Annotated in this window: 32 protein-coding genes; 26 read left to right on the top strand and 6 right to left on the bottom strand. The window is 47.1% G+C overall.

Annotated features, from left to right (window positions below; translation table 11 throughout):
• Positions 1-50: 50 nt before the first annotated feature.
• The 17 genes from WGC32_RS06755 (at position 51) to WGC32_RS06675 (ending at position 14,681) form a co-directional block, all read left to right on the top strand.
• Positions 51-326: an HU family DNA-binding protein gene (locus WGC32_RS06755; RefSeq protein ID WP_191482866.1), complete on the top strand. Its 276-nt coding sequence runs from the start codon at positions 51-53 to the stop codon at positions 324-326.
• A 93-nt stretch (positions 327-419) separates the two neighbouring features.
• Entirely contained in the window at positions 420-662 is a 243-nt protein-coding gene (locus WGC32_RS06750) for a S4 domain-containing protein (RefSeq protein ID WP_191482865.1), read from the top strand.
• A 97-nt stretch (positions 663-759) separates the two neighbouring features.
• Positions 760-1,044, top strand: a complete 285-nt coding sequence (yabP, locus tag WGC32_RS06745; protein ID WP_191482875.1) for a sporulation protein YabP — start codon at positions 760-762, stop codon at positions 1,042-1,044.
• Positions 1,045-1,104: 60 nt separating this feature from the next.
• Positions 1,105-1,668, top strand: coding sequence for a spore cortex biosynthesis protein YabQ (gene yabQ / locus WGC32_RS06740; RefSeq protein WP_342681246.1), 564 nt, complete (start codon positions 1,105-1,107; stop codon positions 1,666-1,668).
• Positions 1,643-1,936, top strand: a complete 294-nt coding sequence (locus WGC32_RS06735) for an FtsB family cell division protein (RefSeq protein ID WP_342681134.1) — start codon at positions 1,643-1,645, stop codon at positions 1,934-1,936. Before yabQ ends, WGC32_RS06735 begins: the two co-directional genes overlap by 26 nt.
• Before the next feature lie 105 nt (positions 1,937-2,041).
• On the top strand, positions 2,042-2,485 hold the full coding sequence (locus WGC32_RS06730; RefSeq protein WP_191482862.1) for a S1 RNA-binding domain-containing protein: 444 nt from the start codon (positions 2,042-2,044) through the stop codon (positions 2,483-2,485).
• 210 nt (positions 2,486-2,695) lie between these two features.
• Positions 2,696-3,847: an amidohydrolase gene (locus tag WGC32_RS06725; protein ID WP_342681133.1), complete on the top strand. Its 1,152-nt coding sequence runs from the start codon at positions 2,696-2,698 to the stop codon at positions 3,845-3,847.
• Between the two features lie 288 nt (positions 3,848-4,135).
• A complete protein-coding gene (hpf, locus tag WGC32_RS06720; protein ID WP_191482860.1) occupies positions 4,136-4,660 on the top strand; it encodes a ribosome hibernation-promoting factor, HPF/YfiA family in 525 nt (174 codons plus the stop codon).
• 180 nt (positions 4,661-4,840) lie between these two features.
• Entirely contained in the window at positions 4,841-5,956 is a 1,116-nt protein-coding gene (locus WGC32_RS06715; RefSeq protein ID WP_342681132.1) for a THUMP domain-containing class I SAM-dependent RNA methyltransferase, read from the top strand.
• Between the two features lie 219 nt (positions 5,957-6,175).
• Positions 6,176-6,757, top strand: a complete 582-nt coding sequence (locus tag WGC32_RS06710) for a LemA family protein (protein WP_342681131.1) — start codon at positions 6,176-6,178, stop codon at positions 6,755-6,757.
• A gap of 40 nt (positions 6,758-6,797) precedes the next feature.
• Positions 6,798-7,607, top strand: coding sequence for a TPM domain-containing protein (locus WGC32_RS06705; RefSeq protein WP_342681130.1), 810 nt, complete (start codon positions 6,798-6,800; stop codon positions 7,605-7,607).
• A gap of 97 nt (positions 7,608-7,704) precedes the next feature.
• Complete coding sequence (locus tag WGC32_RS06700) at positions 7,705-8,448, top strand: AAA family ATPase (protein WP_342681129.1); 744 nt, start codon at positions 7,705-7,707, stop codon at positions 8,446-8,448.
• Complete coding sequence (locus WGC32_RS06695) at positions 8,449-9,159, top strand: TraX family protein (protein WP_342681128.1); 711 nt, start codon at positions 8,449-8,451, stop codon at positions 9,157-9,159.
• Positions 9,160-9,369: 210 nt separating this feature from the next.
• Positions 9,370-9,654, top strand: coding sequence for a co-chaperone GroES (locus tag WGC32_RS06690; RefSeq protein WP_191482854.1), 285 nt, complete (start codon positions 9,370-9,372; stop codon positions 9,652-9,654).
• A 38-nt stretch (positions 9,655-9,692) separates the two neighbouring features.
• Positions 9,693-11,321, top strand: coding sequence for a chaperonin GroEL (gene groL / locus WGC32_RS06685; protein ID WP_342681127.1), 1,629 nt, complete (start codon positions 9,693-9,695; stop codon positions 11,319-11,321).
• A gap of 442 nt (positions 11,322-11,763) precedes the next feature.
• Positions 11,764-14,241 carry an ATP-dependent Clp protease ATP-binding subunit gene (locus WGC32_RS06680; protein ID WP_342681126.1) on the top strand — a complete coding sequence of 826 codons (2,478 nt, stop codon included), beginning with the start codon at positions 11,764-11,766 and terminating at the stop codon, positions 14,239-14,241.
• A gap of 47 nt (positions 14,242-14,288) precedes the next feature.
• Positions 14,289-14,681 carry a thioesterase, FlK family gene (locus WGC32_RS06675; RefSeq protein ID WP_191482851.1) on the top strand — a complete coding sequence of 131 codons (393 nt, stop codon included), beginning with the start codon at positions 14,289-14,291 and terminating at the stop codon, positions 14,679-14,681.
• 572 nt (positions 14,682-15,253) lie between these two features.
• Here WGC32_RS06675 and WGC32_RS06670 read toward each other — a convergent pair.
• Positions 15,254-15,718 carry a hypothetical protein gene (locus WGC32_RS06670; protein WP_342681125.1) on the bottom strand — a complete coding sequence of 155 codons (465 nt, stop codon included), beginning with the start codon at positions 15,716-15,718 and terminating at the stop codon, positions 15,254-15,256.
• A 58-nt stretch (positions 15,719-15,776) separates the two neighbouring features.
• On the opposite strand from WGC32_RS06670, the gene WGC32_RS06665 reads away from it, so the two are divergent.
• Together WGC32_RS06665 and WGC32_RS06660 are read left to right on the top strand one after the other, a co-directional pair.
• Positions 15,777-16,208, top strand: coding sequence for a hypothetical protein (locus WGC32_RS06665; protein WP_342681124.1), 432 nt, complete (start codon positions 15,777-15,779; stop codon positions 16,206-16,208).
• Entirely contained in the window at positions 16,195-16,383 is a 189-nt protein-coding gene (locus WGC32_RS06660) for a hypothetical protein (RefSeq protein ID WP_342681123.1), read from the top strand. The genes WGC32_RS06665 and WGC32_RS06660 overlap by 14 nt, the downstream gene beginning before the upstream one ends.
• A 48-nt stretch (positions 16,384-16,431) precedes the next feature.
• On the opposite strand, the gene WGC32_RS06655 is transcribed toward WGC32_RS06660, so the two are convergent.
• The 5 genes from WGC32_RS06655 to WGC32_RS06635 form a co-directional block, all read right to left on the bottom strand.
• Positions 16,432-16,596 carry a hypothetical protein gene (locus WGC32_RS06655; protein ID WP_342681122.1) on the bottom strand — a complete coding sequence of 55 codons (165 nt, stop codon included), beginning with the start codon at positions 16,594-16,596 and terminating at the stop codon, positions 16,432-16,434.
• Positions 16,597-16,743: 147 nt separating this feature from the next.
• Positions 16,744-16,977 (bottom strand): hypothetical protein, encoded by a 234-nt coding sequence (locus tag WGC32_RS06650; RefSeq protein WP_342681249.1) that lies wholly within the window; start codon positions 16,975-16,977, stop codon positions 16,744-16,746.
• A gap of 368 nt (positions 16,978-17,345) precedes the next feature.
• The gene (gene nth, locus WGC32_RS06645; protein WP_191483156.1) at positions 17,346-17,993 is read right to left on the bottom strand and encodes an endonuclease III; all 648 of its coding nucleotides are present in this window, start codon (positions 17,991-17,993) and stop codon (positions 17,346-17,348) included.
• A 13-nt stretch (positions 17,994-18,006) separates the two neighbouring features.
• A complete protein-coding gene (locus tag WGC32_RS06640) occupies positions 18,007-18,594 on the bottom strand; it encodes a chromate transporter (RefSeq protein ID WP_191483157.1) in 588 nt (195 codons plus the stop codon).
• Between the two features lies 1 nt (position 18,595).
• Positions 18,596-19,180, bottom strand: a complete 585-nt coding sequence (locus WGC32_RS06635) for a chromate transporter (RefSeq protein ID WP_342681121.1) — start codon at positions 19,178-19,180, stop codon at positions 18,596-18,598.
• Between the two features lie 212 nt (positions 19,181-19,392).
• Here WGC32_RS06635 and WGC32_RS06630 point away from each other — a divergent pair, with 212 nt between their 5' ends.
• The 7 genes from WGC32_RS06630 (at position 19,393) to WGC32_RS06600 (ending at position 25,154) form a co-directional block, all read left to right on the top strand.
• Positions 19,393-19,737, top strand: a complete 345-nt coding sequence (locus WGC32_RS06630; RefSeq protein WP_191483159.1) for an alpha-isopropylmalate synthase regulatory domain-containing protein — start codon at positions 19,393-19,395, stop codon at positions 19,735-19,737.
• 127 nt (positions 19,738-19,864) lie between these two features.
• Positions 19,865-20,158 (top strand): hypothetical protein, encoded by a 294-nt coding sequence (locus WGC32_RS06625; RefSeq protein ID WP_342681120.1) that lies wholly within the window; start codon positions 19,865-19,867, stop codon positions 20,156-20,158.
• Between the two features lie 208 nt (positions 20,159-20,366).
• On the top strand, positions 20,367-21,284 hold the full coding sequence (locus WGC32_RS06620) for a sigma-E processing peptidase SpoIIGA (protein ID WP_191483161.1): 918 nt from the start codon (positions 20,367-20,369) through the stop codon (positions 21,282-21,284).
• 40 nt (positions 21,285-21,324) lie between these two features.
• On the top strand, positions 21,325-22,053 hold the full coding sequence (gene sigE / locus WGC32_RS06615) for an RNA polymerase sporulation sigma factor SigE (protein WP_342681119.1): 729 nt from the start codon (positions 21,325-21,327) through the stop codon (positions 22,051-22,053).
• Between the two features lie 80 nt (positions 22,054-22,133).
• On the top strand, positions 22,134-22,628 hold the full coding sequence (locus tag WGC32_RS06610; protein WP_342681118.1) for a DUF7018 domain-containing (lipo)protein: 495 nt from the start codon (positions 22,134-22,136) through the stop codon (positions 22,626-22,628).
• Positions 22,629-22,896: 268 nt separating this feature from the next.
• Positions 22,897-23,847 carry a hypothetical protein gene (locus tag WGC32_RS06605; RefSeq protein ID WP_342681117.1) on the top strand — a complete coding sequence of 317 codons (951 nt, stop codon included), beginning with the start codon at positions 22,897-22,899 and terminating at the stop codon, positions 23,845-23,847.
• A gap of 2 nt (positions 23,848-23,849) precedes the next feature.
• Complete coding sequence (locus WGC32_RS06600; protein ID WP_342681116.1) at positions 23,850-25,154, top strand: hypothetical protein; 1,305 nt, start codon at positions 23,850-23,852, stop codon at positions 25,152-25,154.
• The last annotated feature ends 46 nt before the right edge of the window (positions 25,155-25,200 follow it).

Genomic DNA, 25,200 nt, shown 5'->3' with positions numbered 1-25,200 from the left:
CAAGGGCGGCCGTTTTAGGAAATTAAACTTGAAATACGGAGGAAATTCACATGACAAAGGCAGAACTGATAAATCTGGTTGCAGAAAAAGCAGATATCTCTAAAAAAGAGAGCGATAAAGTCGTTGGTGCTGTTATCGATTCCATTACGGAAGCACTGGTCAAGGGCGAGAAAATCCAAATTGTTGGTTTTGGCACATTTGAAGTGAAGGAGCGCGGCGAGAGAAAGGGCAGAAATCCCAGAACAAAAGAGGAGATCACCATTCCCGCATCTAAACTGCCGACCTTTAAAGCCGGCAAGGCTCTGAAGGATGCAGTCGCAAAATAAGAAAACATCGATGTGTTAAAAAACCGGTTTTCTAACCGGTTTTTTTGTTGCTTACTTCAGTGAAAATGATGAGACGTAGAAAGGGGAAAAGCGATGAGACTAGATAAATACCTCAAGGTAACGAGGCTGATTAAGCGTCGTACCATTGCGAATGAGGCCTGTGATGCTGGCCGTATCGTTGTCAACGGTAAGGCCGCACGAGCCTCCTATGATGTAAAAGAGGGAGACATTGTGGAAATTAACATGGGAAGCCGTCCGCTGAAGGTGCGGGTACTCAAGGTGAGCGAATACGCCAACAAAGAAAACGCCGCCACCCACTATGAAGTGGTGGAATAGTCTGCAGTCATAAACTCCTGTTGTCCATCATAAAATGCATTGATGGGCAACAGGAGTTTTTTGCTTTGCCGCAAAATCAGTAATGGAGGTCAAGAAAATGGTAGACGAGAAAAAAGTAGTAAAATTGCCCCATAATCTGATCTTAGAGGATAGACGGGCTTTGAGTGTGTCCGGAGTTGCTGATATAGACAGCTTTGATGAACAAAGCGTTATCCTGTTTACCGATTTAGGAGAGCTGACGGTAAAGGGCTTTAATCTCCACATCAACAAGCTGAATGTAGATACAGGAGAGCTGACATTGGAGGGGGAGATTTATTCCTTATCCTATGCGGATGAACAACCCCAAAAGGGCGGAGGATTCCTGTCTAAAATTTTCAAGTAAACCCTTCCATCACAGGAAGAATAGAACATCCGGAAAGGTATGGTAAGGCAAGTGAATGTGATGATCGCTCAGCAAACCCAGGTGTTTCTCATCGCGTGCCTTATCGGTGCTGGATTAGGCGCTTTTTATGATGTATTTCGGATTATCCGGATTGCCGTCAAAAATCCAGCAGCCATTGTTTTTTTGGAAGACGCTTTATTTTTCGCTGTATGCGCGCTCGTGACCTTCTTTTATATGATGCAGTCTATAGGCGGGCAGCTGCGTTTTTTCATTGTGCTGGGAGAACTTCTTGGCGGTGTAATTTATTATTTTACTGTCGGTTCCTTGATCATGAAGATCTCAAAGTTGATTATTCGTGCGGTCAAAGCCGTGTTTCGTTTTATCTATCGGGTGCTTATCCGCCCTGTACTGCTTCTATTAGTTTGGCTAGGCCGCAAGATCCGCAAATTCCTGTCAAAATTGATGATTCCGTTCAAAAAATTTGGTACAAAAGTAAAATTCCGCTTGAAACAACGACAGGTTTTATTGTATAATCTATTTAAACGTAACAAAAAAAGAAATCGGAAAGATAGGATGCGCCGAAAGGGTGGGAAAAACGGTGGCAGTAAAAAAAGAAAAAGCTAAAAAACATATTTTTCTACGTTTGGCAGTAGTCGCTTTCGGTGTCTATACAATAGCCACCCTTGTGACCCAGCAGATCGAAATCCGGGAACAAAAGGCTTATCTGGAGAGTATTCATCAACAATGTGAAACCCAACAGATGGAAAATCTGGAGGTGGAGCGGCTGCTCTCCCAGGGCGATGATGAGAGCTACGTAGAAAAGGTGGCGAGGGATAAGCTGGATTATGCTTATCCTGATGAGAAAGTCTTTGTAGATGCTTCCGGCAGTTGATGACACAAAATCTGGAAAGAGAAAAAGCAGCTTGCTTTTCTCTTGGATTTTAAGTATAATGTAACGCAATCATTGTGAATTTATTAAGGAGGACAAAGCAACTATATGCAGCTGGAAGTTGGAAGCATCGTGGAAGGCAAGGTGACCGGCATAACAAAGTTCGGCGCATTTATCGAACTGCCGGGAGGTAGGACCGGTATGGTACATATCTCTGAGGTGGCGCCGACTTATGTCAAGGAAATTAAAGACCACATCTCAGAAAATCAGATGGTCAAGGTCAAAATCCTCAACATAGGTGAGGACGGAAAGGTAAGTTTGTCGATCAAGCGTGCCATGGATAATCCTCCGCCAGCGCAGCCGCGGAAGAATAATTTTCAGCGGTCGGATTTTCGTGATTTTAGCAGAAGCAGAAAAAGTGAGCCCCAGAGCTTTGAAGATATGATGAATAAGTTCAAACAAACCAGCGATGAAAAAATGTATGACCTAAAAAAATTTATGGATGGTAAACGCGGCTCATCGGGTCGCCGGGGCGGCGGACAAAACAGATAATCTAATTTTACTGAAACGAAGTGGCGACGCTTCGTTTTTTTGTTTTCTGACCATATCCACAAAAAAATACGCCATCACTGAGGATGGCGTCACAATAAAATAATAGGGGAAGTGTTTGGGAAATAGGATGTTACATTCAGATAATACCATATTTTCCAATATTTGTAAACTATATTTTTTAAAGTTTTTTAGGAAGAAATGAGGGCAAGGATGTATATTATTAATGCAAAAATCAACACAGTGACCAATGGAGTGATTGAGCGGGGATTCCTGCAGATAGAGGATGGAAAGATTGCGAAAGTTGGCCCTATGGAGGAGCTCGATGCGCAGGGGGATGCCCTAGACATGCATGGATTTACTGTATATCCAGGCTTTATTGACGCCCATACCCATCTGGGCATGTGGGAAGATGGCCTTGGATTTGAGGGTGATGACGGCAATGAGGAAACAGATCCGATTACGCCTCACCTTCGTGCCTGTGATGCTGTCAATCCCATGGATCGCTGTTTTGTAGAAGCCCGCCAAGCCGGTATTACAACGGTGATAACAGGGCCTGGTAGTGCCAATCCTATTTCTGGACAGATGTTGGCGATGAAGACACAGGGCCGGAGAATGGAAAGCTGTATAATCAAAGACCCGGTTGCCATGAAATTTGCTCTGGGGGAAAATCCCAAAAGTGTCTATCATGCCAAAGGGGAGGCGCCGGTGACACGTATGGCAACGGCGGCTCTGATTCGGGAACAGTTATACAAGGCCCGCCGTTATATGGAAGATATGGAAAAGGCCCAAAATGACGAAGACTGTGATGAACCGGAATACGATATGAAGTGTGAGGCGCTCATTCCTGTACTCAGGCGGGAGGTAAAGGCACATATCCATGTCCACCGGGCTGACGATATGTTTACGGCGATCCGTTTGGCCAAGGAATTTGACCTGGATTATGTTCTGATCCATGGCACGGAAGGGTATAAAATCGCTGACGTGCTGCTGGAGGAAGGAGCCTGTGTCGTTGCCGGCCCCATCCTATGTGACCGATCCAAGCCAGAGCTCAGAGAGTTGACCCCGGCCAATCCCGGGATGTTGTCCAATTGCGGAGTGTCGGTTGCCCTCTGTACCGATCATCCAGAGATCCCCATTCAGTATCTCCCCCTGTGTGCCGGTATTGCGGTTAAGGAGGGGATGGACTATCATGAGGCCCTTAAAGCCATTACCATTTCCCCGGCGAAAATTTGTGGAATTGATGACCGAGTGGGTTCGATTGAGGTAGGTAAGGACGCCGACCTGGTGGTTTTTGCCGGCGATCCCTTTTCCGTCTATGCCAAGCCCAAAATGGTGATGATTGACGGTTCTATTATTGTATAAATTGAGCTGTCACATTTGAAAAAAGCTTGTTTTTCACCGGGGTAAATGAAGTGCCGGAGGGAAATATTTTGGACGATCTGCCTCTTATCTGGGAACGCTTTGGCGCAATTAGTGGAGGTGACTCTATCACAGGGAACAAAACCACAGATTTATAGCAGTTCTTTTGTAGATATATCCAAATTCATAGAAAATTCCGAAATTGTCTTACTGTTTTAAACAATTTATGCTATAATAACATTAAACAATTTAGATAAATTGTTTAATGTACAAGTTAAGGGGGTCCGATTTATGAACATCACAATCAATGCCAGAAGAGTAACCATCACAGATTCATTCAAGGCCCGCGTTGAGAAAAAACTCAAAAAGCTGGATCGCTTTTTTGACCAGGATGCAGTGGCTGTGGTCACCGTATCCCGGGAGAGGGACAGAGAGACGGTGGAAGTTACCATTCGGGCAGCCTATATGGTGTTCCGGGCGGAGGAAACGACCCGTGACATGTTTGATTCCCTGGAAGTGGTTGTCGATTCCCTTGTCAGACAGATCGTCAAAAACAAGACCCGTCTGGAAAAACGGCTGCGTGTCAATGCTTTTGCACCGGAGTATCAGGACGCTGTAGAGCCGGAAGAGTACCGGGTAGTCAAGACAAAGCGCTTTGCCATTAAGCCGATGAGTGTGGATGAGGCAATTTTGCAGATGAATCTGCTGGAGCATGAATTTTTTATGTTCCGCCAGGCAGAAACCAACGACATTTGTGTTGTCTATAAACGGAAGAACGGAGATTATGGGCTTATTGAACCTGAAATTGAAGAATAATCTTTAAGAAAATCACGATATGAAAGCACAAGGGCCAGCCGAACACGGCTGGCCCTTTTCGTCTTAAAATGAATTGCAGCTGCCTTTGTCATCGGTTATAATAAAATTATTCGAATTTAAAAGATGGCGGATGGCATTTATACCCGCCCAAAAAGTCAAAAAGAGAAATGGAGTCATACAATGAAGATGAAATTATCCTGCCCCTGCATGTTTGGGTTAGAAGGGGTCTTAGGAGACGAGGCGCGACGACTTGGATTTGAGAATGTTGCAGTCACCGATGGCAGAGTTGCCTTTGACGGGGATTTTACAGATTTGGCCCGGGCCAATATCCAACTGCGTACGGCAGAACGGGTCCAGATTATTTTAGGAACCTTTTCGGCTCACAGCTTTGAGGACTTATTCCAGGGAGTAAAGGCCATTCAATGGGAGAATTTCATCGGGAAAAAGGACGCCTTTCCAGTCAAGGGATGGTCGCTCAATTCCAAGCTTCACAGCGTCCCCGATTGCCAGTCCATCATCAAGAAGGCGGTTGTCACCCGGTTATCCCAGGTCTATCATCAGTCCTGGTTTGAGGAAACCGGGGCCCTTCACCAGATTCAGTTTTCCATTATGAAAGATATGGTTACCGTCATGTTGGATACCTCGGGCCCTGGGCTGCATAAGAGGGGCTATCGCAGAAATTCCAACCTGGCGCCCATCAAGGAGACACTGGCAGCGGGGATTGTCCAGCTTTCACGGCTGCGGAAAGATGCCAACGTCATCGATCCCTTTTGCGGATCCGGTACCTTTTTGATAGAGGCCGCACTGGTTGCTATGAATATTGCTCCAGGGATCAACCGCCGCTTCGACTGTGAAAGATGGGGTGTTGTTCCCCAGAGTGTTTGGAAAGAAGCGCGGCAGGAAGCGCTTTCCGCTATCGATAAGCAGGCTGGATTTCACGGATTTGGCTATGATATTGATGATGCTGCGGTGGAACTGACCATGGATAATGCGAAGAAAGCAGGCGTATCGCCGAGAATTCGGGTGGAAAAACGAGATATCAGGAGCTTTGCCACCGATCTGGAGAGTGCGGTCATCTATTGTAATCCTCCCTATGGAGAGCGGATGCTGGAAGTCAAAGAAGCCAGGGAAATCTATCATACCATGGGAAAAGTATTTGAGCATAGAAAATATCTGAAATACTATATCATCAGCCCAGATGAGGATTTTGAACGGATTTTTGGACGGAAGGCGGACAAACGGCGCAAATTATATAACGGTATGCTCAAATGTCAGCTTTATATGTATTTTAAATAGAACGGGGCCGAATGAACTGTAGCTTCCCCGGATACGAGCCGGTTGCCTCTTGGGCCCAAACAGGGTAAACCGGGCAAAAACGGGGGAAACCGGCGTTTTTTTGACATTGTTAAATTTTCGAACTTCGGATATGATATATCCATACCACATCGGAACACCCTGCAGGGCAATGAAGATGATAGGTGAAGAAACAAACCGAAACTGATTTGGAGGAAAATCATGAAAAAATCAACCATAGTGGTCTTATCGATTGTCGGCGTTTTGGTGCTGCTCATTGTCTCTGTTTTGGGCTGGGGCATTGGCACCTACAATTCCCTTGTCAGCAAGCAGGAGAATGTACAGAAATACGCCAGCGATATCCAAGCGGATCTGCAGAGAAGATCGGATCTGATCCCAAATCTGGTAGAAACGGTCAAAGGATATGCCAGCCAGGAGGAAGAAATTTTTACCGAGATTGCCGATGCCAGAAGCAAGCTGGCAGGGGCAACCAACCTCCAAGAAAGCGCTCAGGCGGATTCTGAGTTGAGTTCTGCCCTATCTAGATTGTTGATGGTGGTGGAAAACTATCCGGAGCTTAAATCCAATGAAAACTTTATTGCCCTCCAGGATCAGCTGGAGGGAACCGAAAACAGAATCAAGGTAGCCCGGACCAAATACAACGAGGCAGCCCAGGAATATAACACCAGCCTGAAGCGGTTCCCCACATCCATCATCGGCTCTATGTTCGGCTTTGAACAGACCGAATACTTTGAGGCCTCTGAGGGAGCGGAACAGGTGCCTTCTGTGGACTTTGGCGCATAACTAGAAAAGAGAAATATTTCGAGAAGCGGAGGACTCATTTATGAAAAAGCTGCGTTTGATTGCAGCGCTGGGCATTATCTGCATCCTACTGATGGGTGCAGCCCCGGAAGATTTGCAGCCCACTTCCCGCTTTTTTGTCAACGACTTTGCCGATGTGCTGGATGAAGAGGATGAGGATGCCATCTATCAGTTGGGGGTCAGCCTGTTTGAGCAGACCAAGGCCCAGGCGGTGGTGGTCACCGTCCCTTCTATGGATGGCATGGATCTGGAAAGCTTCTCCTATACCCTGGCAGAAAGCTGGGGGATTGGCGATGAAGAGGATGACTCCGGCGTTCTGCTTCTCCTGGCACTGGAAGAACGGGAAAGCCGTATCGAGGTAGGCTATGGGCTGGAGGGCGCGCTCACCGACCTGCGTACCGGGCAGATCCAGGATAAATATATGCTGCCTTATTACCGAGACGGGGATTATTCCACCGGAATGCTAGAGGGCTACAAAGCGGTGTTGAGCCTTGTCTATGACGAATATGGCATAGAGGTAGGAGATGAGCTCCCCTCTGCCGAAGAGGTTGTAGAGGAGGATAATGACATCGGAAATCTCTTTACTGCTTTTATTCCTTTCCTTGTCATCTTTGGTATTATCGCCATTTCCGCCATTGTCCGCGGTGGTCGCGGCGGCCGTGGCGGTCGCGGTGGCGGAGGCTTTTTGTTCATGCCATACCATCGCGGACATCACCACAACGACAGCTTCTTTGGCGGCGGCGGTTTTGGTGGTGGAGGAGGATTCTCCGGCGGCGGTTTTTCCGGAGGAGGCGGCAGCTTTGGCGGCGGCGGCAGTTCTCGGGGATTTTAGCCAAGACAAAATCGTTCCTATGCAACACCCGGCAATCTTGATTGCCGGGTGTTTTGCTGTGTATCTTGTGCTATACTAGAGGGCAGGGGGAAGGACTATGTATATTCGATCGGTTACTCTCAAAGAAAACGCGGCAGAACTCTGTGAAGACTATCTCTTCCAGATTCCGGCTATAGAACAGTTGGGGGAATTGGAGTTTACAAGCCCAGTTACCTTTTTCGTGGGAGAAAACGGCAGCGGAAAATCTACCTTGTTGGAAGCGATTGCCGTGGCCTATGGCTTTAATCCAGAAGGAGGCTCCAAAAACTTTCATTTTTCCTCGGCCGCCACCCATTCCAGCCTTTACAAGGCGCTGCGAATTGTCAAGGGACCAATACGCCCCAGAGATGGATTTTTCTTGAGGGCAGAGAGCTTTTATAATGTGGCCACCGAAGTGGAACGTCTCAACGACGTGAGCCCTGTTTCTTTATATGATTCCTACGGGGGAAAATCCCTTCACTGCCAGTCCCATGGAGAAAGCTTTCTCTCCCTGATACTACATCGATTTTGGGGTAAGGGATTGTATCTATTGGACGAGCCGGAGGCGGCTCTATCCCCGGCACGGCAGCTGAGCCTGCTCTCCCGGATGGGGGAACTGGTCCGGGAAGAATCCCAGCTGGTCATCGCCACCCATTCTCCCATCCTCATGGCGTATCCGGACGCCCAGATTTATGTACTGGGAGAGAATGGTATCACCTTAACCCCCTATCAGGAGACAGAACATTATTTTATCACCAAAGAATTTTTGCAAAATCCACAGCGGATGCTGCGGGAACTGCTGAGCAATGGGGAGGACGAATAGATGGCAAAGCAAAAAGGACTTATCAGCGGATGGGGGCTCAAAATGTTTGCCCTTTTCTGCATGGTTATTGACCACATCGGTGCGTTTATACCGGGAATGCCCTTTTGGATGCGCTATATCGGACGGCTGAGCGCACCGGTATTCTTTTTCCTCATGGTTGAAGCCTTTTTCCACACTAGGAATGTGGGCAAGTATTTTCTCCGCCTGTTTGGCTGCGGTGTTCTTATGCAGCTGGGAAACGAGGGGATGAAACACCTTTTCCACAATGGGCCGGAGATCACCAATAACATCTTTCTGGGACTTGCCGGATGCCTGTTGGTTGTCATCTTCGTGGATAGTTTTATTAAGGGCAAACACCGCTTCGTCAGCTTTCTCTGTGTTGTGGCGTCGATGCTCTTTACTTTGCTGACCGAAGCCGGGCTTATTGGCATCGCTTGTAGCTTGGCGTTTTATTGCTTCCATGGACACAGAGGAAGATTGACGCTGGGCTACCTGATTGCCTGTCTTGTATCTTCCGCCATTTTGCCGCTGATGCCGGCAGAGTATTATTGGCAGGTCAATCCCCAGTGGATAATGATATTCGCGATCATTCCTATTCTCTTTTATAACGGGAAGAGAGGAAAGGACAGCACAGTCACCCGTTGGTTTTTCTACCTTTTCTACCCGCTGCACATTTGGCTTCTCTACGCCATAAGGCAGTTTATCAGGTAGTTTCCCTGGAGAAATGCCCTTCATGAATATGGCAAGGGAGGGAAAACCATACTAATATTGAACGATTTGTTAAATTTTATAATAAAGTGAAAATAATCCAAAAAGGTCTTGATTTTTATGAAAAAATAGCTAAAATATAACTTAGCACTCGGGAATAAAGAGTGCTAATAATATGTTGATACAATCATATCATACAAGGAGGAACTACAAATGACAATCAAACCTCTCGCGGACAGAGTCGTGATTAAAATGGTGGAAGCAGAGGAAACAACCAAGAGCGGGATCATCCTGGCCGGTAACGCCAAAGAGAAACCCCAGATCGCGGAAGTTATCTCCGTTGGACCGGGCGGTATGGTAGATGGCAAAGAGGTTAAAATGTACCTCAAAGAAGGCCAGAAGGTTCTGATGAGCCAGTATGCAGGCACCAATGTGAAGATCGACGGACAGGAATACATTATCCTGCGTCAGTCCGATATCCTGGCAATTGTTGAATAAGGAATTTCTAAATAGAAGTATTATTGGAGGTTTTCATTATGGCTAAAATCATTGCATATGGCGAAGAGGCAAGAAAGTCTCTCCAGTCTGGTATTGATCAACTGGCAAATACAGTAAAAATTACCATGGGCCCCAAGGGCAGAAATGTAGTTCTTGATAAAAAATTCGGTTCTCCCCTGATCACCAACGACGGTGTTACCATCGCTAAGGAGATCGACCTGGATGATCCGTTTGAGAATATGGGCGCACAGTTGGTCAAAGAGGTTGCTACCAAGACCAACGATGCAGCAGGTGATGGTACCACAACCGCTACACTGCTGGCACAGGCTCTGGTTAATGAGGGCATGAAGAACGTGGCAGCCGGCGCAAACCCCATGGTTGTTAAGAAGGGCATCCAGAAGGCTGTCAAGGCCGCTGTCGCCGAGGTGGAGAACAACTCTAAACAGGTGGCAGGCTCCGCGGATATTGCAAGAGTTGCTTCTGTTTCCTCTGGTGATGAGACCATCGGTAATCTGATTGCCGAGGCTATGGAGAAAGTAACCGCAGAAGGCGTTATCACTGTCGAAGAGTCCAGAACCGCTGAGACCTACAGCGAGGTTGTAGAGGGCATGCAGTTTGACCGGGGCTATATTGCTCCTTACATGGTCACCGATACCGATAAGATGGAAGCTGTCCTGGACGACGCTTACATCCTGATCACTGATAAGAAGATTTCCGCTATCCAGGATCTGCTGCCTCTGCTGGAGCAGATTGTACAGGCTGGCAAGAAACTCCTCATCATTGCTGAGGATGTAGAGGGCGAAGCTTTGACCACCCTGGTTGTCAACAAACTGAGAGGAACCTTTACCTGCGTCGCTGTTAAGGCTCCGGGCTTTGGCGACAGAAGAAAAGATATGCTGCAGGATATCGCCATCCTGACCGGCGGTACTGTTATCTGCGATGAGCTGGGTCTGGATCTGAAAGATACCACCATGCAGCAGCTGGGCCGCGCACGTCAGGTCAAGGTGCAGAAAGAGAACACGATTATCGTAGGCGGCGCCGGCAATCCTGATGAGATCAAGGCAAGAGTTGGCCAGATCAAAGCACAGCTTGAGACTTCTACCAGCGAATTTGACCGCGAGAAGCTCCAGGAGAGACTGGCAAAATTGGCTGGCGGCGTTGCTGTTATCAAAGTTGGTGCAGCTACCGAGATCGAGATGAAAGAGAAGAAACTGCGCATTGAGGATGCTCTCTCTGCAACCAAAGCAGCAGTAGAGGAAGGCATTGTAGCCGGCGGCGGTGTCGCTCTGATCAATGCAATACCAGCAGTTGAGAAGATCATTCCGTCCTGCGACGGCGATGAAAAGACCGGTGTTCGCATTGTTCTGAAAGCTTTGGAGGCTCCTATCCGCCAGATTGCTGAGAACGCAGGCCTGGAAGGTTCCGTTATCATCGATAAGATCCGCCGGGCACGGAAGGTCGGCTATGGCTTCGATGCTTACAATGAGAAATATGTGGATATGATGGATGCAGGTATCGTGGATCCCACCAAGGTAACCAGAAGCGCTCTGGAGAATGCAGCTTCTGTAGCCTCTATGGTGCTGACCACCGAATCCCTTGTCGCTGACAAGAAGGAAGAGAATCCCGCACCGGCCATGCCGGCAGGCGCTCAGGGCGGTATGTATTAATCGTCCGCACCGGCATTCAAAAGATAGCTGCGATAAAGCGGCGAATTTTCATGCGCACCAAAAGAACAGGGGGCGCCGTTATAAACGGCGTCCCCTGTTCTTTTATCACAAGAGGAAACCAGCAGGGTTAGTTGCAGCACCCGCAGTTGTTATTGCAACCACAGTTGTTACCGCAACCACCACAGCAGCACAGAATCAGGATAAGTATAATAATCCAAGAACAGCTGCCACAACCGGAATTACAGTTACACATAAGAGTTGCCTCCTTAAAAAGTTTTCATGGTATCCTATGTGCTTGGGCTAAAAGATGTTACATGTTTATAAGAATGTCCCTAGATATCAATGGCATATTTATTTTTCAAACAGCACAAGATAATGACATAGAATAGAAGGGGACGCAGGAGAATGCATGCGCCTTACGACCAAAGAGCGGAGGAAAAACATGTTTAAATTCAATGGCTTTACCCAGAAGGCCAACAATGCGATTAATTTTGCCATTACTGAAGCAGAAAACTTAGGACACACCTATATTGGCAGCGAACATCTGCTGGTGGGATTGTTGGAAGAGGGAAGCGGCGTAGCCTATCAGATATTATCAAAAAAAGGGATTACCTTAGAAGAAATCAAGAAAAAGTTAATTCTCACAGTAGGACGGGGGATTAAATCAGTGCTCTCCCCCAACGATTTAACCCCTCGCTGTAAGCGTATCCTGGAACTATCCCTTATAGAAGCAAAGCTGATGGGTCACAGCATGGTGGGGACAGAGCATATCTTAATGGCCATTCTCAAGGAAAACGATAGCTATGCCGTTCGATTTCTCAGAGAATTGGGGATAAACTGTGACTTCATATGCGCCCAACTGTTTGAAGTAATGGGGATCGAGGGTTCTTCCACCGGTAAACAGCCGATCTCCAAAGCCTATGGGCAGGCCGTTCGAACCGGAGAATGCCGTACTCCTAATTTAGACAAATTCTGTAAGGATCTGACCCAGAAGGCCAGGGAAAACCAGCTGGATCCGGTGATTGGCAGACAGAAGGAGATTGAGCGCGTTATCCAGATCCTTTCTCGCCGCACCAAAAACAATCCATGCCTTATTGGAGAACCAGGGGTCGGAAAGACGGCTGTAGTGGAAGGGCTGGCACAAAAAATCGTGACAAATATGGTACCTGATTCTCTGCGGGGAAAGCGGGTGTTGTCTATGGATCTTAGCTCCATGGTGGCAGGCACCAAATATCGAGGAGAATTCGAGGAAAGAATTAAGAAGGTGCTGGAAGAGGTGGTGTCCGCCCGCAATGTTATTATCTTTATCGATGAGGTGCATACCATTGTGGGGGCAGGGGCAGCGGAGGGTGCTGTGGATGCAGCGAATATCTTGAAGCCCCAGTTAGCCCGTGGGGAGATCCAGGTCATCGGTGCTACGACTACGGAAGAATATCGGCGGTATATTGAAAAGGATAGCGCCTTGGAACGCCGCTTCCAAAGTGTGGTCATTGCAGAACCCTCCCTTTCGGATGCAGAGGAAATTCTCAGGGGAATACGAGAACGGTATGAAGCGCATTATAGACTTAAAATTCTTGATGAAGCCATTCATGCGGCAGTATGTCTTTCTGCCAGGTATCTCAGTGACCGCTTTTTGCCGGATAAGGCCATTGACCTGATGGACGAAGCAGCTTCCCGGGTTAAGTTGCGAGAATTTTCTGCCCCTGTCAATCATTTGGATGAGGAGCTCAGCCTGCTGAGAGAACAAAAGGAAAAGGCCATCAACGACCAGGACTTTGAGATGGCGGCTAAAATCAGGGATAGCGAACTGTCACTGAAGGAAAGAATTGAAAAAAAGAATAACGTACCGGAAAAAATACATCGCTGTTTTACCGGCCAGGTGACAGCAGAAGATATTGCGGAAATTGTTTCCGCCGACACAGGAATTGACGTAAGCCGCTTGACTTCAAGACAGAGTGAAAGGCTTCTTCAATTAGAAGAAGAGCTGCATCACCGTGTCGTGGGGCAGGAAGAGGCGGTCAGCGCAGTTTCCCGGGCCATCCGCCGTGGACGGGTAGGAATTTCTGATCCGGGGAGACCGGTAGGCTCCTTTCTCTTTCTGGGCCCAACCGGTGTGGGAAAAACGGAACTGAGCAAGGCATTGGCGGAAAGTCTTTTTTTAGACGAAAATTCGATGATTCGGCTGGATATGTCTGAGTTTATGGAAAAACATGCTGTATCCAAGCTCATCGGTTCTCCTCCCGGATATGTGGGGTATGATGAAGGGGGTCAACTCACCGAAAAGGTGCGCCGCAGGCCTTATTGTGTTGTACTCTTTGATGAGATTGAAAAAGCTCATCCAGATGTTTTTAACCTTTTGCTACAGATTTTAGAGGATGGAGTTCTTACCGATTCCCAGGGGCGGAAGGTGAATTTTAAAAATACCGTCATCATTATGACCTCTAATTTGGGAGCTCAGGCTTTAGCACAGGGAAGTAATGTAGGTTTTGTTCCGTTCTCCGGAGATGAAAAAACGATGAAATCCGATATGATGAAGGAGTTAAAACGTCTTTTTAAACCGGAGCTTGTCAACCGGATCGACGAGATCGTCGTTTTTTCAAGGCTAAAGGAAGATGATGTGCGGAAGATTACCTGTCTCATGTTATCGAAACTGCAAAAAAGGATGGAAGATATCGGGGTTTCTATTTCTTTTTCCAAAGAGGTGGTGGAACATATTGCCCATCAGGGATATGATATTACCTATGGAGCCCGTCCTCTCCGTCGGTTGATTCAAAGTGAGATTGAGGATACTTTGGCTGAGAAAATGCTTCTGGGCGAATTTTCTTCAGGGGATCATATTCACTGTACCTACCAAGAGGATCAATTTATTTTCTCCATCACCCGATCTGTAAAAAGTAAGATTCCCTCTTTACAAAACTGACAAAAAAGTTTATCATAAATTGGTAAAAGTGATGGAGGTAGACAGTGATGGAAATTTTAATTGGAGCAAAACTTAGCAAAGAGACAAAGGTAACTCAAGAAAATACCGCAAAAACGGTGGGAAGCGGTGAAATTGATGTGTTCGCCACGCCGATGATGATTGCCCTCATTGAAGAAGCTGCTGCGGCCTGCTGCAAACAGTTTTTGGAGGAGGGGATGACAACAGTGGGAACTCTTGTCAACGTCAGCCATGTGGCCGCTACCCCGGTAGGAATGACGGTACGGGCCGAGGCGGAAATAGCTGGAGTAGATGGCAGGGAAATCACCTTTATTGTGAAAGCCTATGATGAAAAAGGGATGATTGGTGAAGGCCAACATAAACGCTTTATTGTCAAAACAGAAAAGTTTCGCCAAAAAGCCTATGACAAACTTGATAAGTAAATAAAAAATCCTCTACTTCAACCGGGACGCTTCTGTTTTCCAAAGAGTGCGCTTACTCATCTTGTGTAAAACAGGCGGTGATATGACATTTGGCCACTGCGCGCCCTCCGAGGACGAAGGGGGAGTATCTGTGGGACGATGCTACAGCCTTAATCAGAGCTATTTGCCGTCCACGCAGACGTTTTTTGTTCTATCAGCAGAAGATGCGGCATATAGCAGTTATAATGCCGCTGTCTACCTGCGAAAATCCGTTATAGGTAATTTTATCGCAGTTATGGGTACCACTCCTGTGGTACCCATTTCCTTTTTATAAAAAGGAATAAACGCTTCAACTCAAAAAGGGGGTTAGGCTATGTCTCATTGAGTCGTACCTATTTTCTCCTTTATAGGAATTTATACTGTGATTTCCCCCATCATTTATTGATGCTCTTTTTAGACTATAAAAAATACCATCATGGCAATTTAAAGCAATGATGGTATTTTTTAAATACGAATAATCCTTGCTTCTCAACAAGGCTTTGCTCCTGTCAGCAGATCAGCCCGGTAAGAAAAACACCGGATATTCTCACCTTTTATTGTTCTCTTTTGGGCCTACGACCGTATACTGTAACGGCGGCCACAACTGTTCCCGATGCGAGCAGCAGGGAAAGCAACAAGACCATATTGCTGCCATCGCTGGTTAGCGGATTATCCTTGCCTTTATCTCCGTTGCCGTTTTGTTCATCGGAGTCTATCGGATCAGTTGAACCTGATGGACCGGTCGGATCAGCTGGACCGATGGGTTGATCCGGGTCGGTGGGGTCGCCTGGATTGGCGGCGGAATCGGTTGCGCCGAAATACAGCTTGCCTTCGGTGAGCGCTCTCGCGATTACCGTTTCCTCCCCAAAGGGCGAGCCCTCGATCTGGGAAGCGCTTGCCGCCATCTCATCCCAATCCATATCCCATGTATCTTCGTCGAGAATCCAACCGTCCAGAACGCTCACGGAAATCCGGGCGCAGATTGGGAAGCTCAAAGAATGGATTGGCGAGCTGTTCAAGGCGCGGGAAACTGCCCCGGAGCAGCCCCCGCAATCCCCCGGCCTTGCAAATCTGCTGATGAAGTATTTGAGCGTTCAGAAAGAAAAGAGCCGGAAGTATTCGCAGAGTTGGCAAAGGCAGCACGCAGCCGATGAACTGAAAGCCGTTGCAAAGGCGGTAGGCTATCTTTCCGAGCATGGCATTTCCACCCTTGCGGAGCTGGACGCAGCCCTTTCCTCTGTCAGCGAACAGGCCGACACTATCCGGGAGGGCATGAAAACCGCCGAGAAGCGCATGAAAGAATTGCAAAAGCTGATTGAATACGGGAAGAACTACACCGAGTACAAGCCCATTCACGACGAGCTGAAAAAGCTGAAAAACGGCTGGACGAATAAGCGCGACAAGTACGAGGAAGCCCACCGCGCCGAGCTTACCCTATGGAACGCAGCGAGCCGCTATCTCCATGCAAATCTGCCGAAAGGGACAAAGCCCCCCCTTGCCTATTTCTGAATGGGAAAAAGAGTATGCCACCCTCAGCGGACAGAGGACAGCGGAATATACCAAGCTGAAAGAAACCCGCGCCGAGGTTGCCGAGCTGCACAATATCCGCAAGTGCGTTGATATTGCGCTGAAAGCCGACCAGCCGGAGCAGACCCGCGCCAAGCGGCACGAACAGGAGCGATAAGGAAAAGGACAGGCAAGCTGTCCGGCTTGTCCGTCCTATAAAATCAATTTATTTCTTTGTAAAAAAGCCGATGACAAAAACAATAATTGCCAATAACACGAGGATTAGAGAAGCTCCGCCCAGCCATGTATTTCTGCCCATATCTACGAGAGCGACAAAAATACCTAATAGCATTAACATGACTGCGGACAACATCACTTTAGTTGATTTCATGCTGCCACCTCTTTTCTTTATTCTTTAATTTTATTGTACTTCAAAACTATGAACAGTTCAACCACAGAAAGTGAGGTATCAACCATGTACTACACCCAAGAACAGATAGACCGGGCGAACCAAGCCGACCTTGTTTCTTTCCTGCAATCACAGGGCGAGCAGCTTACCCGCGCCGGAAATGAATACCGCTGGAAACGGCACGACAGCTTGACCGTCCGGGGAAACAAATGGTACAGGCACAGCCAGAGCAAGGGCGGCGGCCACAATGCCAGCGCTGCGGGTATATTCCTCTTTCAAATAGAGATAATGGGCCTGTACATACAGCGCAAAGGCCCGAAGCCCCGGCGGCAGCAGCGGCAGAAAGCTCTCAACCTCCGGCATTTCCTCCGGCAGTGGCAGATGGAGTGATATTGGTTGATGCTTCGTTCAGAAACGCGCCAATTTTTCGCTTCTTCCCGGATGGATAATGTTCATCCCATCATTGCCTTTTAGGAAAATATTTCTCGCCCAAATTATTGTGTGTTTATAATTTTTACATCATATTGTATACGAATGTCCGTAGTCACTCAGCACCTCTAACGACTAGTTAAGCGAAATTAAATGGGTAGACAGGACAAATCCGCATCTCTTTGAAAATTGGAAGAAAGGCTTTGAGCAAATGAGAACCGGTGTGTCAGGTCACACCGGTTCTCATCGAAATACATTTTGCTTTTAATAGGATGCTGCCTAATGGCAGAGATTTTTATTGACTATTTTCTTTCAGTTTTCTCAGAACTACCATGTTTGCAGATATCTTTAAGCTCACAGCTGCCGCAATCAGGCTTCCTGGCTTTGCAGCGTTCTCTTCCAAAGAGAACAAAGCGATGGCAAAGGTCGCTGGATTCTTCGGGAGGGAGAATTTTTCGCAGCTGCTCTTCGCATTTGGCGGGGTCTTTGGTGTCGGTCAAGCCTAAAAGGTTGGTAATCCGGATACAGTGGGTATCGCAGACGATGGCCGGCTTATGAAAAATATCTCCTAAAATCAGATTGGCGGTTTTTCTTCCCACGCCCGGTAGCGTAAGCAAATCCTCCATGTTGTCGGGTACCTTTCCGTCAAAGCGTTCCAGTAAAATTTTGCACATTTCTACAATGGATTTGGCCTTCGTTTTATAAAGTCCACAAGGCTTAACAATTTCTTCAACCTGAGTGAGATCCGCCTGGGCGAAGGATTCCACCGTGGGGAATTGGGCGAATAGATCCTGGGTTACAATATTGACTCGGGCGTCGGTACACTGAGCAGAAAGCCGTGTGGCAATCAGCAGTTCGTAATCCTTTCGATAAGTGAGAGAACAGATAGCGTCGGGATATTTTTCCTTCAAGCGCTCAATGACAGCGAGAGCCCGCTGCTTTTTTGTCATAGACATTTCCTCCTTAAGGGATCCCCCATCCCAGCATTTCCGGCACGCCGAAAAAGAGAATGCCTAAGACTGCAGAAATAACAATAAGCCAGATGGGGTGAGTTTTAAATTTAAGATGGATCAGTAAGATTACCGCAAAAATAATCAGTCCACGATAATTGATATGAGAAAAGGCTGCGGAGAAGCTGGAAAGGTCGGGAAGAAAGTTGGCAATACCAATAGTGAAGGCGGCAGAAGAGACCAAACCAACAATAACTGGACGCAATCCCTGCAAAGCGGAACGAACATAGAAATTCTTCTGAAAGTTCATAAAATATCGTGCGATGAATAAAATAATGAGAAATGAAGGAAGGACCACACCGACAGTAGCAAAAGTTGCCCCTACTATCCCGCCCATTTCAGAACCAACGAAGGTGGCAATATTGACGGCAAAAGGCCCTGGGGTAGATTCGGAAACCGCGATGAAATCGATGAATTGTTCGAGTTCCATCCATCCATTGCCTACAACATCCGCCTGGATAAGGGGGATCATAGCATATCCGCCGCCGATGGTAAAAAGCCCAATCTTAAAAAAGGTGAAAAAAAGCTGAAGAAGAATCATCTTACATGTCCCCTCCCTTTTTGACCGGCGTATTTTTTACCTTGATAACTTGATACACAATGCCGCAAACCATACCGGTGAGGAGAATGTAAATGGAATTCACGTTAAAAAAGGCGGAAGCGATGAAGGTGGCGCCTAGAAGGACAAAACTAATCACATCCCGAGGACAAAACTTTGCCAGTTTTATGGCTGCGCTTACAATAAGCACGACGATTCCCGCGCGAATGCCTTCAAACGCATAAGAGACGATTTTTAAGCTTTTAAACTCCAGAAAGAATAAGGAAATGATAAAGATCACCGTAAAGGAGGGAATAACTACCCCCAGCGTGGCGAAAAAAGCGCCCCAGAATCCGGCCGTTTTATAGCCGATAAAGGTGGCCGAATTTACAGCAATAACACCGGGGGTAGACTCGGCAATGGTGATGATATCCATGACATCCTCTTCAGTGATCCAGTGGCGTTTGTCTACCACTTCTCGCTCCATTAGCGCAATCATAGCATATCCGCCTCCAAAAGTGAAGGCGCCAATTTTAAAAAAGGTGAGAAAGAGTTGGACGACTTGTCGCCATTTTCGACTGATTTGCACAAAATCCCTCCTGTTTTTTTTCTACAAAACTAAGTCTATAGCGCTCCTTAGAAGATGTCAACACGATGATCATATAACACAGTATGATTTTGTAAAGTTATCCTAAATTCCGTGTATAAAAAATTGACAGTGCCTAGCAAATAGGATACACTCTGTATTAAGTCCATTCAAATTCACTGTACTGGGGGCAGCTCCGGGGAGAGGAGGCTAAAATGGACAGAGAAAAATATGTGTTGCATAGTTTTATTGTCAATGATGGAAATATCGTGCCGGCCACAGCGGTAGTACGGCTGTATGTAGACGGAGTTGAAAAGGAATATGTAGGACGGGCGGAACATGCAATAGAAGCAATTATAAGAGCCATTGACAAGATTGTGAAATTAGACGCCCATATGGACTCCTACCATTTTGATGTCACCGCAAGGCCTGAGCAATTTGGTGGAAAGGCTCAGGTTCGGGTACGCCACGGCGGCAGGATGTATATGGGGGAAAGCGACGGTGTCGATGCCATTGAGGCAGTAATCAAAGCTTATCTCCATGCACTGAACCAGGTGTAGGGAAAGACTTCTTTATCTTTGTAAACCGTAAATCTGTGAGATCGTACAGAATAATTGGTGAATTTATCAAAAAAACGGGCTGTCGGCATTATGCTGACAGCCCGTTTTTTACATGATATAGGAGTTAATGGTTTATCTACTTTTGGCAGGCAACTTTCTGTTATGGGGCAGAAAAGGAAGAATAGCTTACAAGCAGTTATTGCAGTTCCAGCTTGTGTCAGACCAGATGGAATCGCATCCACAGCTGGAGGCTGCATTGGCACTGTTCCAGCCGCAGCCACAATTCCAGTTGGTGGAATTGGCAGTATTGGAAGTGTTTGCGTTAGCGCAGGAGCATCCGCTCCAGGTGTTCCAGCCGCAACCGCAGCCACAGCATCGATTATTATTGCAACACATAAAAGGTTTCCTCATTTCATTGTGATTCGACAGCCGCCTTCAACGGCTAACTTATCCTATGATGCATGTCTTTTTTTGGTGCGGGAAAGCGCGCATATTTTTGACCAGGCATAAAAATGGATAAATACCCGACATCCGACAAGAAATTCTTCCTGGATGTGACATGTCCTCAGGTTGTCCCCGCACTATAATAAGAAATATGGAAGATAATTCCATGCTATGAGGGTGAGATAATGACTGTTAAGAGGGAAGAAGGTGATGGGATGGAGACCCAGGTAATTTATTTGGACGTCCTGATATGTACCAATCTGCTCATCAATTATCTGCTCCTTTTGGCAACGGCCAAATTAAGCGCCCGTTTTAGCGGGAGAAGGCGGCTTTTTTTAGCCGCCGCCCTAGGCTCCCTTACTTCCCTTTTGATATTACTACCACCCATTGGCTTTTGTTGGGAAATGCTAACACGAATTGTTTCCGCTTTTGTGATCGTGGCCGTGGCATTTCCTCGGAAATCCTATAAAATTTATGGAAAAACAGTATTTTGTTTTTTCGCCGTGAGCATGGGATTTGCAGGGGTTATGTTTGCCCTTTGGATGTTCATGGCGCCGTCATCTTTCTATATTGCCAATGGTATTGTCTACTTTGATATTTCCGCTGTGACATTGGTAGTGCTCAGTCTGACAGCTTATCTCCTGCTGAGCCTGTTTCACCGTATCTTTCGAGTGCATCCAATTTCAAACCGCATATATGAAGTGCGGGTCGAAATTGATGGAAAAGCCGTCAAGCTAAAAGGATATTTGGATACGGGAAATACGCTGCGGGATCCCTTCTTAGGAACGCCGGTAGCGGTTTGCTCCATAGAAAAAATACTCCCTATATTGCCGGCGGCAATTATGGATTACTATGAAAGGGTACAGGGAAGTCCAGGAAAAAATGGATCTCTTCTGGTGGAGACAAAGAGTCCTGCACGAGTCATCCCTTTTCAAACCGTAAGCGGAAGTGGGCTATTGGTCGCATTCCGGCCAGATCACTTTGTGTTTTTTGAGGGCGGCCGAGAAAGGGAAGTGGAGGATATTCTCATTGGCATCACAGAGAAACAGGTGGGCGGTGGCAACTACGACCTTTTATTGGGCCGCGATACAGTGTTTCATTGAAATTAAGATTCTATACGGAAGAAAAGAGGAGAGAAGCGGCATGAATACAAAATACAGGGGAGCATTATGTCAGATTGTCAGATGGCTTAAAAAGTATATGGTGAAAATCCGTCTTGGCAACCATATTTTTTATATCAATGGACCAGAAACGCTTCCTCCCCCTTTAAGCCGGGAGGAGGAAGCGCAGGTTTTCCAGCGCTTGGAGAATGATGAGGAGGATGCGAAACAGACGCTGATTGTGCATAATCTGCGTTTGGTGGTTTATATCGCCAGGAAATTTGAATCCACAGGTATTGGCGTAGAGGATTTGATTTCCATCGGGACAATAGGGCTGATTAAGGCGGTCAATACCTTTTGCCCCAAACGGAATATCAAACTTGCAACTTATGCGTCCCGCTGCATTGAAAACGAAATCCTGATGTTCCTCCGCAAAAGCCAATCCTCCAAGAATGAAGTATCTATTGATGAGCCGCTGAATATTGACTGGGACGGTAATGAACTGCTGCTATCCGATGTGTTAGGAACAGAAAGCGACAGCGTGAATATTGGTATCGAGCACGATGTGGAGAAAAACCTGCTGCTGGAAGCTGTCAACCGGTTGGGAGAAAGGGAGCGGACCATTATGCAGCTGCGTTTTGGACTAATTAACGGAAACGAACATACACAAAAAGAAGTGGCGGATATGATCGGAATCTCTCAGTCCTATATTTCACGGCTCGAAAAAAAGATCATCAAGCGGTTAAAGCGAGATTTGGAAAAATCAATTTGAGTCAAAAGTTCCATCATCAAAGTATCTTTCCAAGAAGGGAGGGCCATGATATAATAGCAGAAAAAAGTGAGGCGGGGCTTATGAAAGGATATTTAAAGATAAAAAGAGTGCTTGCGCTGTTTTTAGCTATGGCCATGCTGCTGGCCATGGTGGGCTGCAGCGGTGGGAAAAGCGCAGAGGAACAATATAGCGAAGAGTTAGACACTATCTCATCTGAGATTGGTGAAGTATTTATCGATTTTAGCCAACAGCTTCCCACGCTTGACCCCAACGACAGTACATCCTTAGAAAAGGTAGAGGGATTGCTGGATCAGATGAACGAAACATTTCGCAAGCTTGGAGATTTAGAGGCGCCGGAAAAATACCGTCAGGTGCAGCAGTTACTTGATGAATCGTCAGATCATGCCCTGCAGGGTTTGGAGATGATACAGGAGGAGTTACAGGTCTACTTCACCGGCGGGAATCCTTCTGGGAACTCCCAGAAGCTTGCCGAGGGAACCCAGCTTTTGCTGACGGCATCACAAAAGCTTCAGGAGGCAGGAGAAAAACGCCAAGAGATCGAAGGGAATTCATAAAGGAATCGGGATCGCTGTAAAGGTGATCCCGATTTTTTAAACATAGATCTTCAATAGATCATAAAGAATGTGTAGCCTTTTTAACTAAGATGAAAGTTCTCAAATTAGAGGTTTTCCACGAACTTTTCCAAGACGGTACTTTCTTATTGAATGGGTAAATGTCTCTTATTATAATAGATATGATTAGATCATTTTGGAAGGGCGAAAGGGGGGAAAATAGTTTTTAGCTTTTAACGGTTTGAGGAATTGAGAAGAAAAGGAGTATTGTATGCAACAGAAACAAACGAAAAAAGGCGGTGGACAGATGCCTCGCCGTATTCTCTCATTGTTGCTCGCGCTTGTGATGGGTTTTTCCCTGTTTTCCGTGGGCTCCCTCACCACAATCGCTGCTGAACTCCAGGATTTAGAGGGGGTCGCTGGAAGCAATGTAACCGGAAATGCCCAAGATGGCTATACGGTAGAGAGAATCGAGAATCAGAATAATTTTGTTGGATCTTCGGCCAAAGTAGAGGCATTTACCTATGAGGCGGATATGTTAATTAGCCCCGATGGGAGCAGAAAGAGCACCATGGTCTTTGGCGCGGCAGAATCCGGCGGCGAAATGTCCCATCCTTTTTTTGGTATGGAGGTATCTGCGCAGCCCAATAACGATAAATATGACCTGTATCTCACCATGTTCTGCGAACTGGCAGTAGCCAATCCTGTCTATCTGTTCATGAATGTGCCAGCGGGCTCCGGCGTGGATTTGACCCAGCCTCAGCATGTAGAGATCACAGTTACCCCCGATAAGGAATTTTCCGTTTCCATCAACAATACCTCGGTACCTGTACAGATGACGGCAAATTTCGCGGATTATTACAATGGTGGCTATCTGGGCTTCATGACCTATGATACCCAGGCTGTTTTCAGCAATGTAAAATACTCGGATGAAGGCAGCTTTGTTCTTGACGACGGCCTTACCGATTTAGCTGGTGTTGTGGGCAATAACGTCACTGGTGATGCGGCAAGCGGCTATACCGTGGCCAGAGAGGAAGGACAGAATAACTTTGTGGGTTCTTCCACCAAGGTCAATGCTTTCACTTATGAAGCGGATATCCTGTTTAAGGGAGGTTCCAATAAAGCTACTTTAACATTTGGCGCCCCCAACGAAGGGGCCGAAATGTCTCATCCTTTTTTGGCTTGGAGCTTACTGCCGCTCAAGATGGAAATTTATCCCTGACTATGTTTTATGAGAAGGCTGTCGCCAATGCTGAGTGGATGTTCTCCGGCATCCCGGCAGGTTCTGGCGCGGACCTGTCTGAGCCCCAGCATATTAAGGTTACGGTAACGCCTTCGAAAGTGTTTTCCGTTACTGTGAATGACGAGCCTGTTACTGTCAATATGCCGGCTTCTTTTGCCGACTATTACAACGGCGGCTATCTAGGCTTTATGACCTATGATACAGAGGCTGTTTTCAGCAATGTAAGATACTCCGATGACGGGGATTTCCTCGTTGGTGAATTTATCACCAACTTGACTGGCTGGCGTGGAGTTAGCGGCACCTGGACCGAGCTTCCTGAGGGCTATCAAGGCTCTGGCACGGGCAATGTCTTCGCCATGTCCACCACCATGATCAATAGTTCTGAGTCCTTTACATATGAGGCGCAGTTAAACCTCCCTGTGGGTCAGCAGGCTGGCGGTATTGTCTTTGGTGTCAGAGACCCGGCTAACCCGCTGAGCAAGTGGTTCTGCCTCAATGTGGATCGCGGCGGAAATGCCTGCATCTTCTCTGAGACAAACGGTGTCGCAGATTTCATTCAGGCGATTCCCTTAAGCGAAGAGCAGAAGAACCAGACCACCTATCAACTGAAGGTGGAGCGGGAAACCGAAAACGGCCCCTTCAACTTCTATCTGGATGGGAATCTGATTCATACCAGAGAACTGCCGGAATTCCCCGGCGGCTATTTCGGACTGAATGCCTGCAATGCGACTCTGACCTTTAACAATGTAAACTACACTGTCAATGGTGGCGCCTTGGAAGGCTTCTCTACTAACCTGACTGGATGGAAGGGCCTCAACGGTACCTGGACAGAGGAATCCAGCGGTTACAAAGGCGTGGATGCTGGCAAGGACACCTTTGCTTACGCTGACGCTCCCTCTGTGGCCAGTGATGATACCTTTATCTATGAGGCTGATGTGGAACTGAAATCCGGGCAGTACGGCGCGGGAATTACCTTTGGCCTTCAAAACCCGGATAATCCCACCAATGAGCGTGGGGAGCCGGACCATCTGTTCGCTTTGATGGTGGTTAAGGGCGGCAACTCTGTTTTCGCCTTTGCCCACAAAGATGGTAAAGATGAATTTGTGAATACCAACGCCCTGTCTGCTGCAGACCAAAATACAGAGATTTATCACCTGCGGGTGGAATATCTGGGCTCCGGTGTCGCTAATTTCTATGTCAACGGAACACTGTATCACTCCTATTACAATAAATTTGGACAGGAAAGCCGGACAGCCAGTCCGGCTTTCCCTCCATCTCGTGCCTAAGCTACAATGAGAGGAGCAACTGGCTGACCAATCACTCCTTGGGCTT

It is taken from the genome of Zongyangia acetica (genome assembly GCF_038739695.1).
In the GTDB taxonomy this organism is placed as follows: Bacteria; Bacillota; Clostridia; order Oscillospirales; family Ruminococcaceae; genus Zongyangia; species Zongyangia gallinarum.
Note: the sequence above shows the minus strand (reverse complement) of the source record. Positions and strands in the feature narration are given on the sequence as shown.

Excerpts from the sequence above, each read along its gene's own strand:
- WGC32_RS06755 (WP_191482866.1), top strand. The coding sequence starts at position 51 with ATGACAAAGGCAGAACTGATAAATCTGGTTGCAGAAAAAGCAGATATC.
- WGC32_RS06750 (WP_191482865.1), top strand. The coding sequence starts at position 420 with ATGAGACTAGATAAATACCTCAAGGTAACGAGGCTGATTAAGCGTCGT.
- yabP (WP_191482875.1), top strand. The coding sequence starts at position 760 with ATGGTAGACGAGAAAAAAGTAGTAAAATTGCCCCATAATCTGATCTTA.
- yabQ (WP_342681246.1), top strand. The coding sequence starts at position 1,105 with ATGATCGCTCAGCAAACCCAGGTGTTTCTCATCGCGTGCCTTATCGGT.
- WGC32_RS06730 (WP_191482862.1), top strand. The coding sequence starts at position 2,042 with ATGCAGCTGGAAGTTGGAAGCATCGTGGAAGGCAAGGTGACCGGCATA.
- WGC32_RS06725 (WP_342681133.1), top strand. The coding sequence starts at position 2,696 with ATGTATATTATTAATGCAAAAATCAACACAGTGACCAATGGAGTGATT.
- hpf (WP_191482860.1), top strand. The coding sequence starts at position 4,136 with ATGAACATCACAATCAATGCCAGAAGAGTAACCATCACAGATTCATTC.
- WGC32_RS06715 (WP_342681132.1), top strand. The coding sequence starts at position 4,841 with ATGAAGATGAAATTATCCTGCCCCTGCATGTTTGGGTTAGAAGGGGTC.
- WGC32_RS06710 (WP_342681131.1), top strand. The coding sequence starts at position 6,176 with ATGAAAAAATCAACCATAGTGGTCTTATCGATTGTCGGCGTTTTGGTG.
- WGC32_RS06705 (WP_342681130.1), top strand. The coding sequence starts at position 6,798 with ATGAAAAAGCTGCGTTTGATTGCAGCGCTGGGCATTATCTGCATCCTA.
- WGC32_RS06700 (WP_342681129.1), top strand. The coding sequence starts at position 7,705 with ATGTATATTCGATCGGTTACTCTCAAAGAAAACGCGGCAGAACTCTGT.
- WGC32_RS06695 (WP_342681128.1), top strand. The coding sequence starts at position 8,449 with ATGGCAAAGCAAAAAGGACTTATCAGCGGATGGGGGCTCAAAATGTTT.
- WGC32_RS06690 (WP_191482854.1), top strand. The coding sequence starts at position 9,370 with ATGACAATCAAACCTCTCGCGGACAGAGTCGTGATTAAAATGGTGGAA.
- groL (WP_342681127.1), top strand. The coding sequence starts at position 9,693 with ATGGCTAAAATCATTGCATATGGCGAAGAGGCAAGAAAGTCTCTCCAG.
- WGC32_RS06680 (WP_342681126.1), top strand. The coding sequence starts at position 11,764 with ATGTTTAAATTCAATGGCTTTACCCAGAAGGCCAACAATGCGATTAAT.
- WGC32_RS06675 (WP_191482851.1), top strand. The coding sequence starts at position 14,289 with ATGGAAATTTTAATTGGAGCAAAACTTAGCAAAGAGACAAAGGTAACT.
- WGC32_RS06665 (WP_342681124.1), top strand. The coding sequence starts at position 15,777 with ATGAAGTATTTGAGCGTTCAGAAAGAAAAGAGCCGGAAGTATTCGCAG.
- WGC32_RS06655 (WP_342681122.1), bottom strand. The coding sequence starts at position 16,596 with ATGAAATCAACTAAAGTGATGTTGTCCGCAGTCATGTTAATGCTATTA.
- WGC32_RS06650 (WP_342681249.1), bottom strand. The coding sequence starts at position 16,977 with ATGCCGGAGGTTGAGAGCTTTCTGCCGCTGCTGCCGCCGGGGCTTCGG.
- nth (WP_191483156.1), bottom strand. The coding sequence starts at position 17,993 with ATGACAAAAAAGCAGCGGGCTCTCGCTGTCATTGAGCGCTTGAAGGAA.
- WGC32_RS06640 (WP_191483157.1), bottom strand. The coding sequence starts at position 18,594 with ATGATTCTTCTTCAGCTTTTTTTCACCTTTTTTAAGATTGGGCTTTTT.
- WGC32_RS06630 (WP_191483159.1), top strand. The coding sequence starts at position 19,393 with ATGGACAGAGAAAAATATGTGTTGCATAGTTTTATTGTCAATGATGGA.
- WGC32_RS06625 (WP_342681120.1), top strand. The coding sequence starts at position 19,865 with ATGGTTTATCTACTTTTGGCAGGCAACTTTCTGTTATGGGGCAGAAAA.
- WGC32_RS06620 (WP_191483161.1), top strand. The coding sequence starts at position 20,367 with ATGACTGTTAAGAGGGAAGAAGGTGATGGGATGGAGACCCAGGTAATT.
- sigE (WP_342681119.1), top strand. The coding sequence starts at position 21,325 with ATGAATACAAAATACAGGGGAGCATTATGTCAGATTGTCAGATGGCTT.
- WGC32_RS06610 (WP_342681118.1), top strand. The coding sequence starts at position 22,134 with ATGAAAGGATATTTAAAGATAAAAAGAGTGCTTGCGCTGTTTTTAGCT.
- WGC32_RS06605 (WP_342681117.1), top strand. The coding sequence starts at position 22,897 with ATGCAACAGAAACAAACGAAAAAAGGCGGTGGACAGATGCCTCGCCGT.
- WGC32_RS06600 (WP_342681116.1), top strand. The coding sequence starts at position 23,850 with ATGTTTTATGAGAAGGCTGTCGCCAATGCTGAGTGGATGTTCTCCGGC.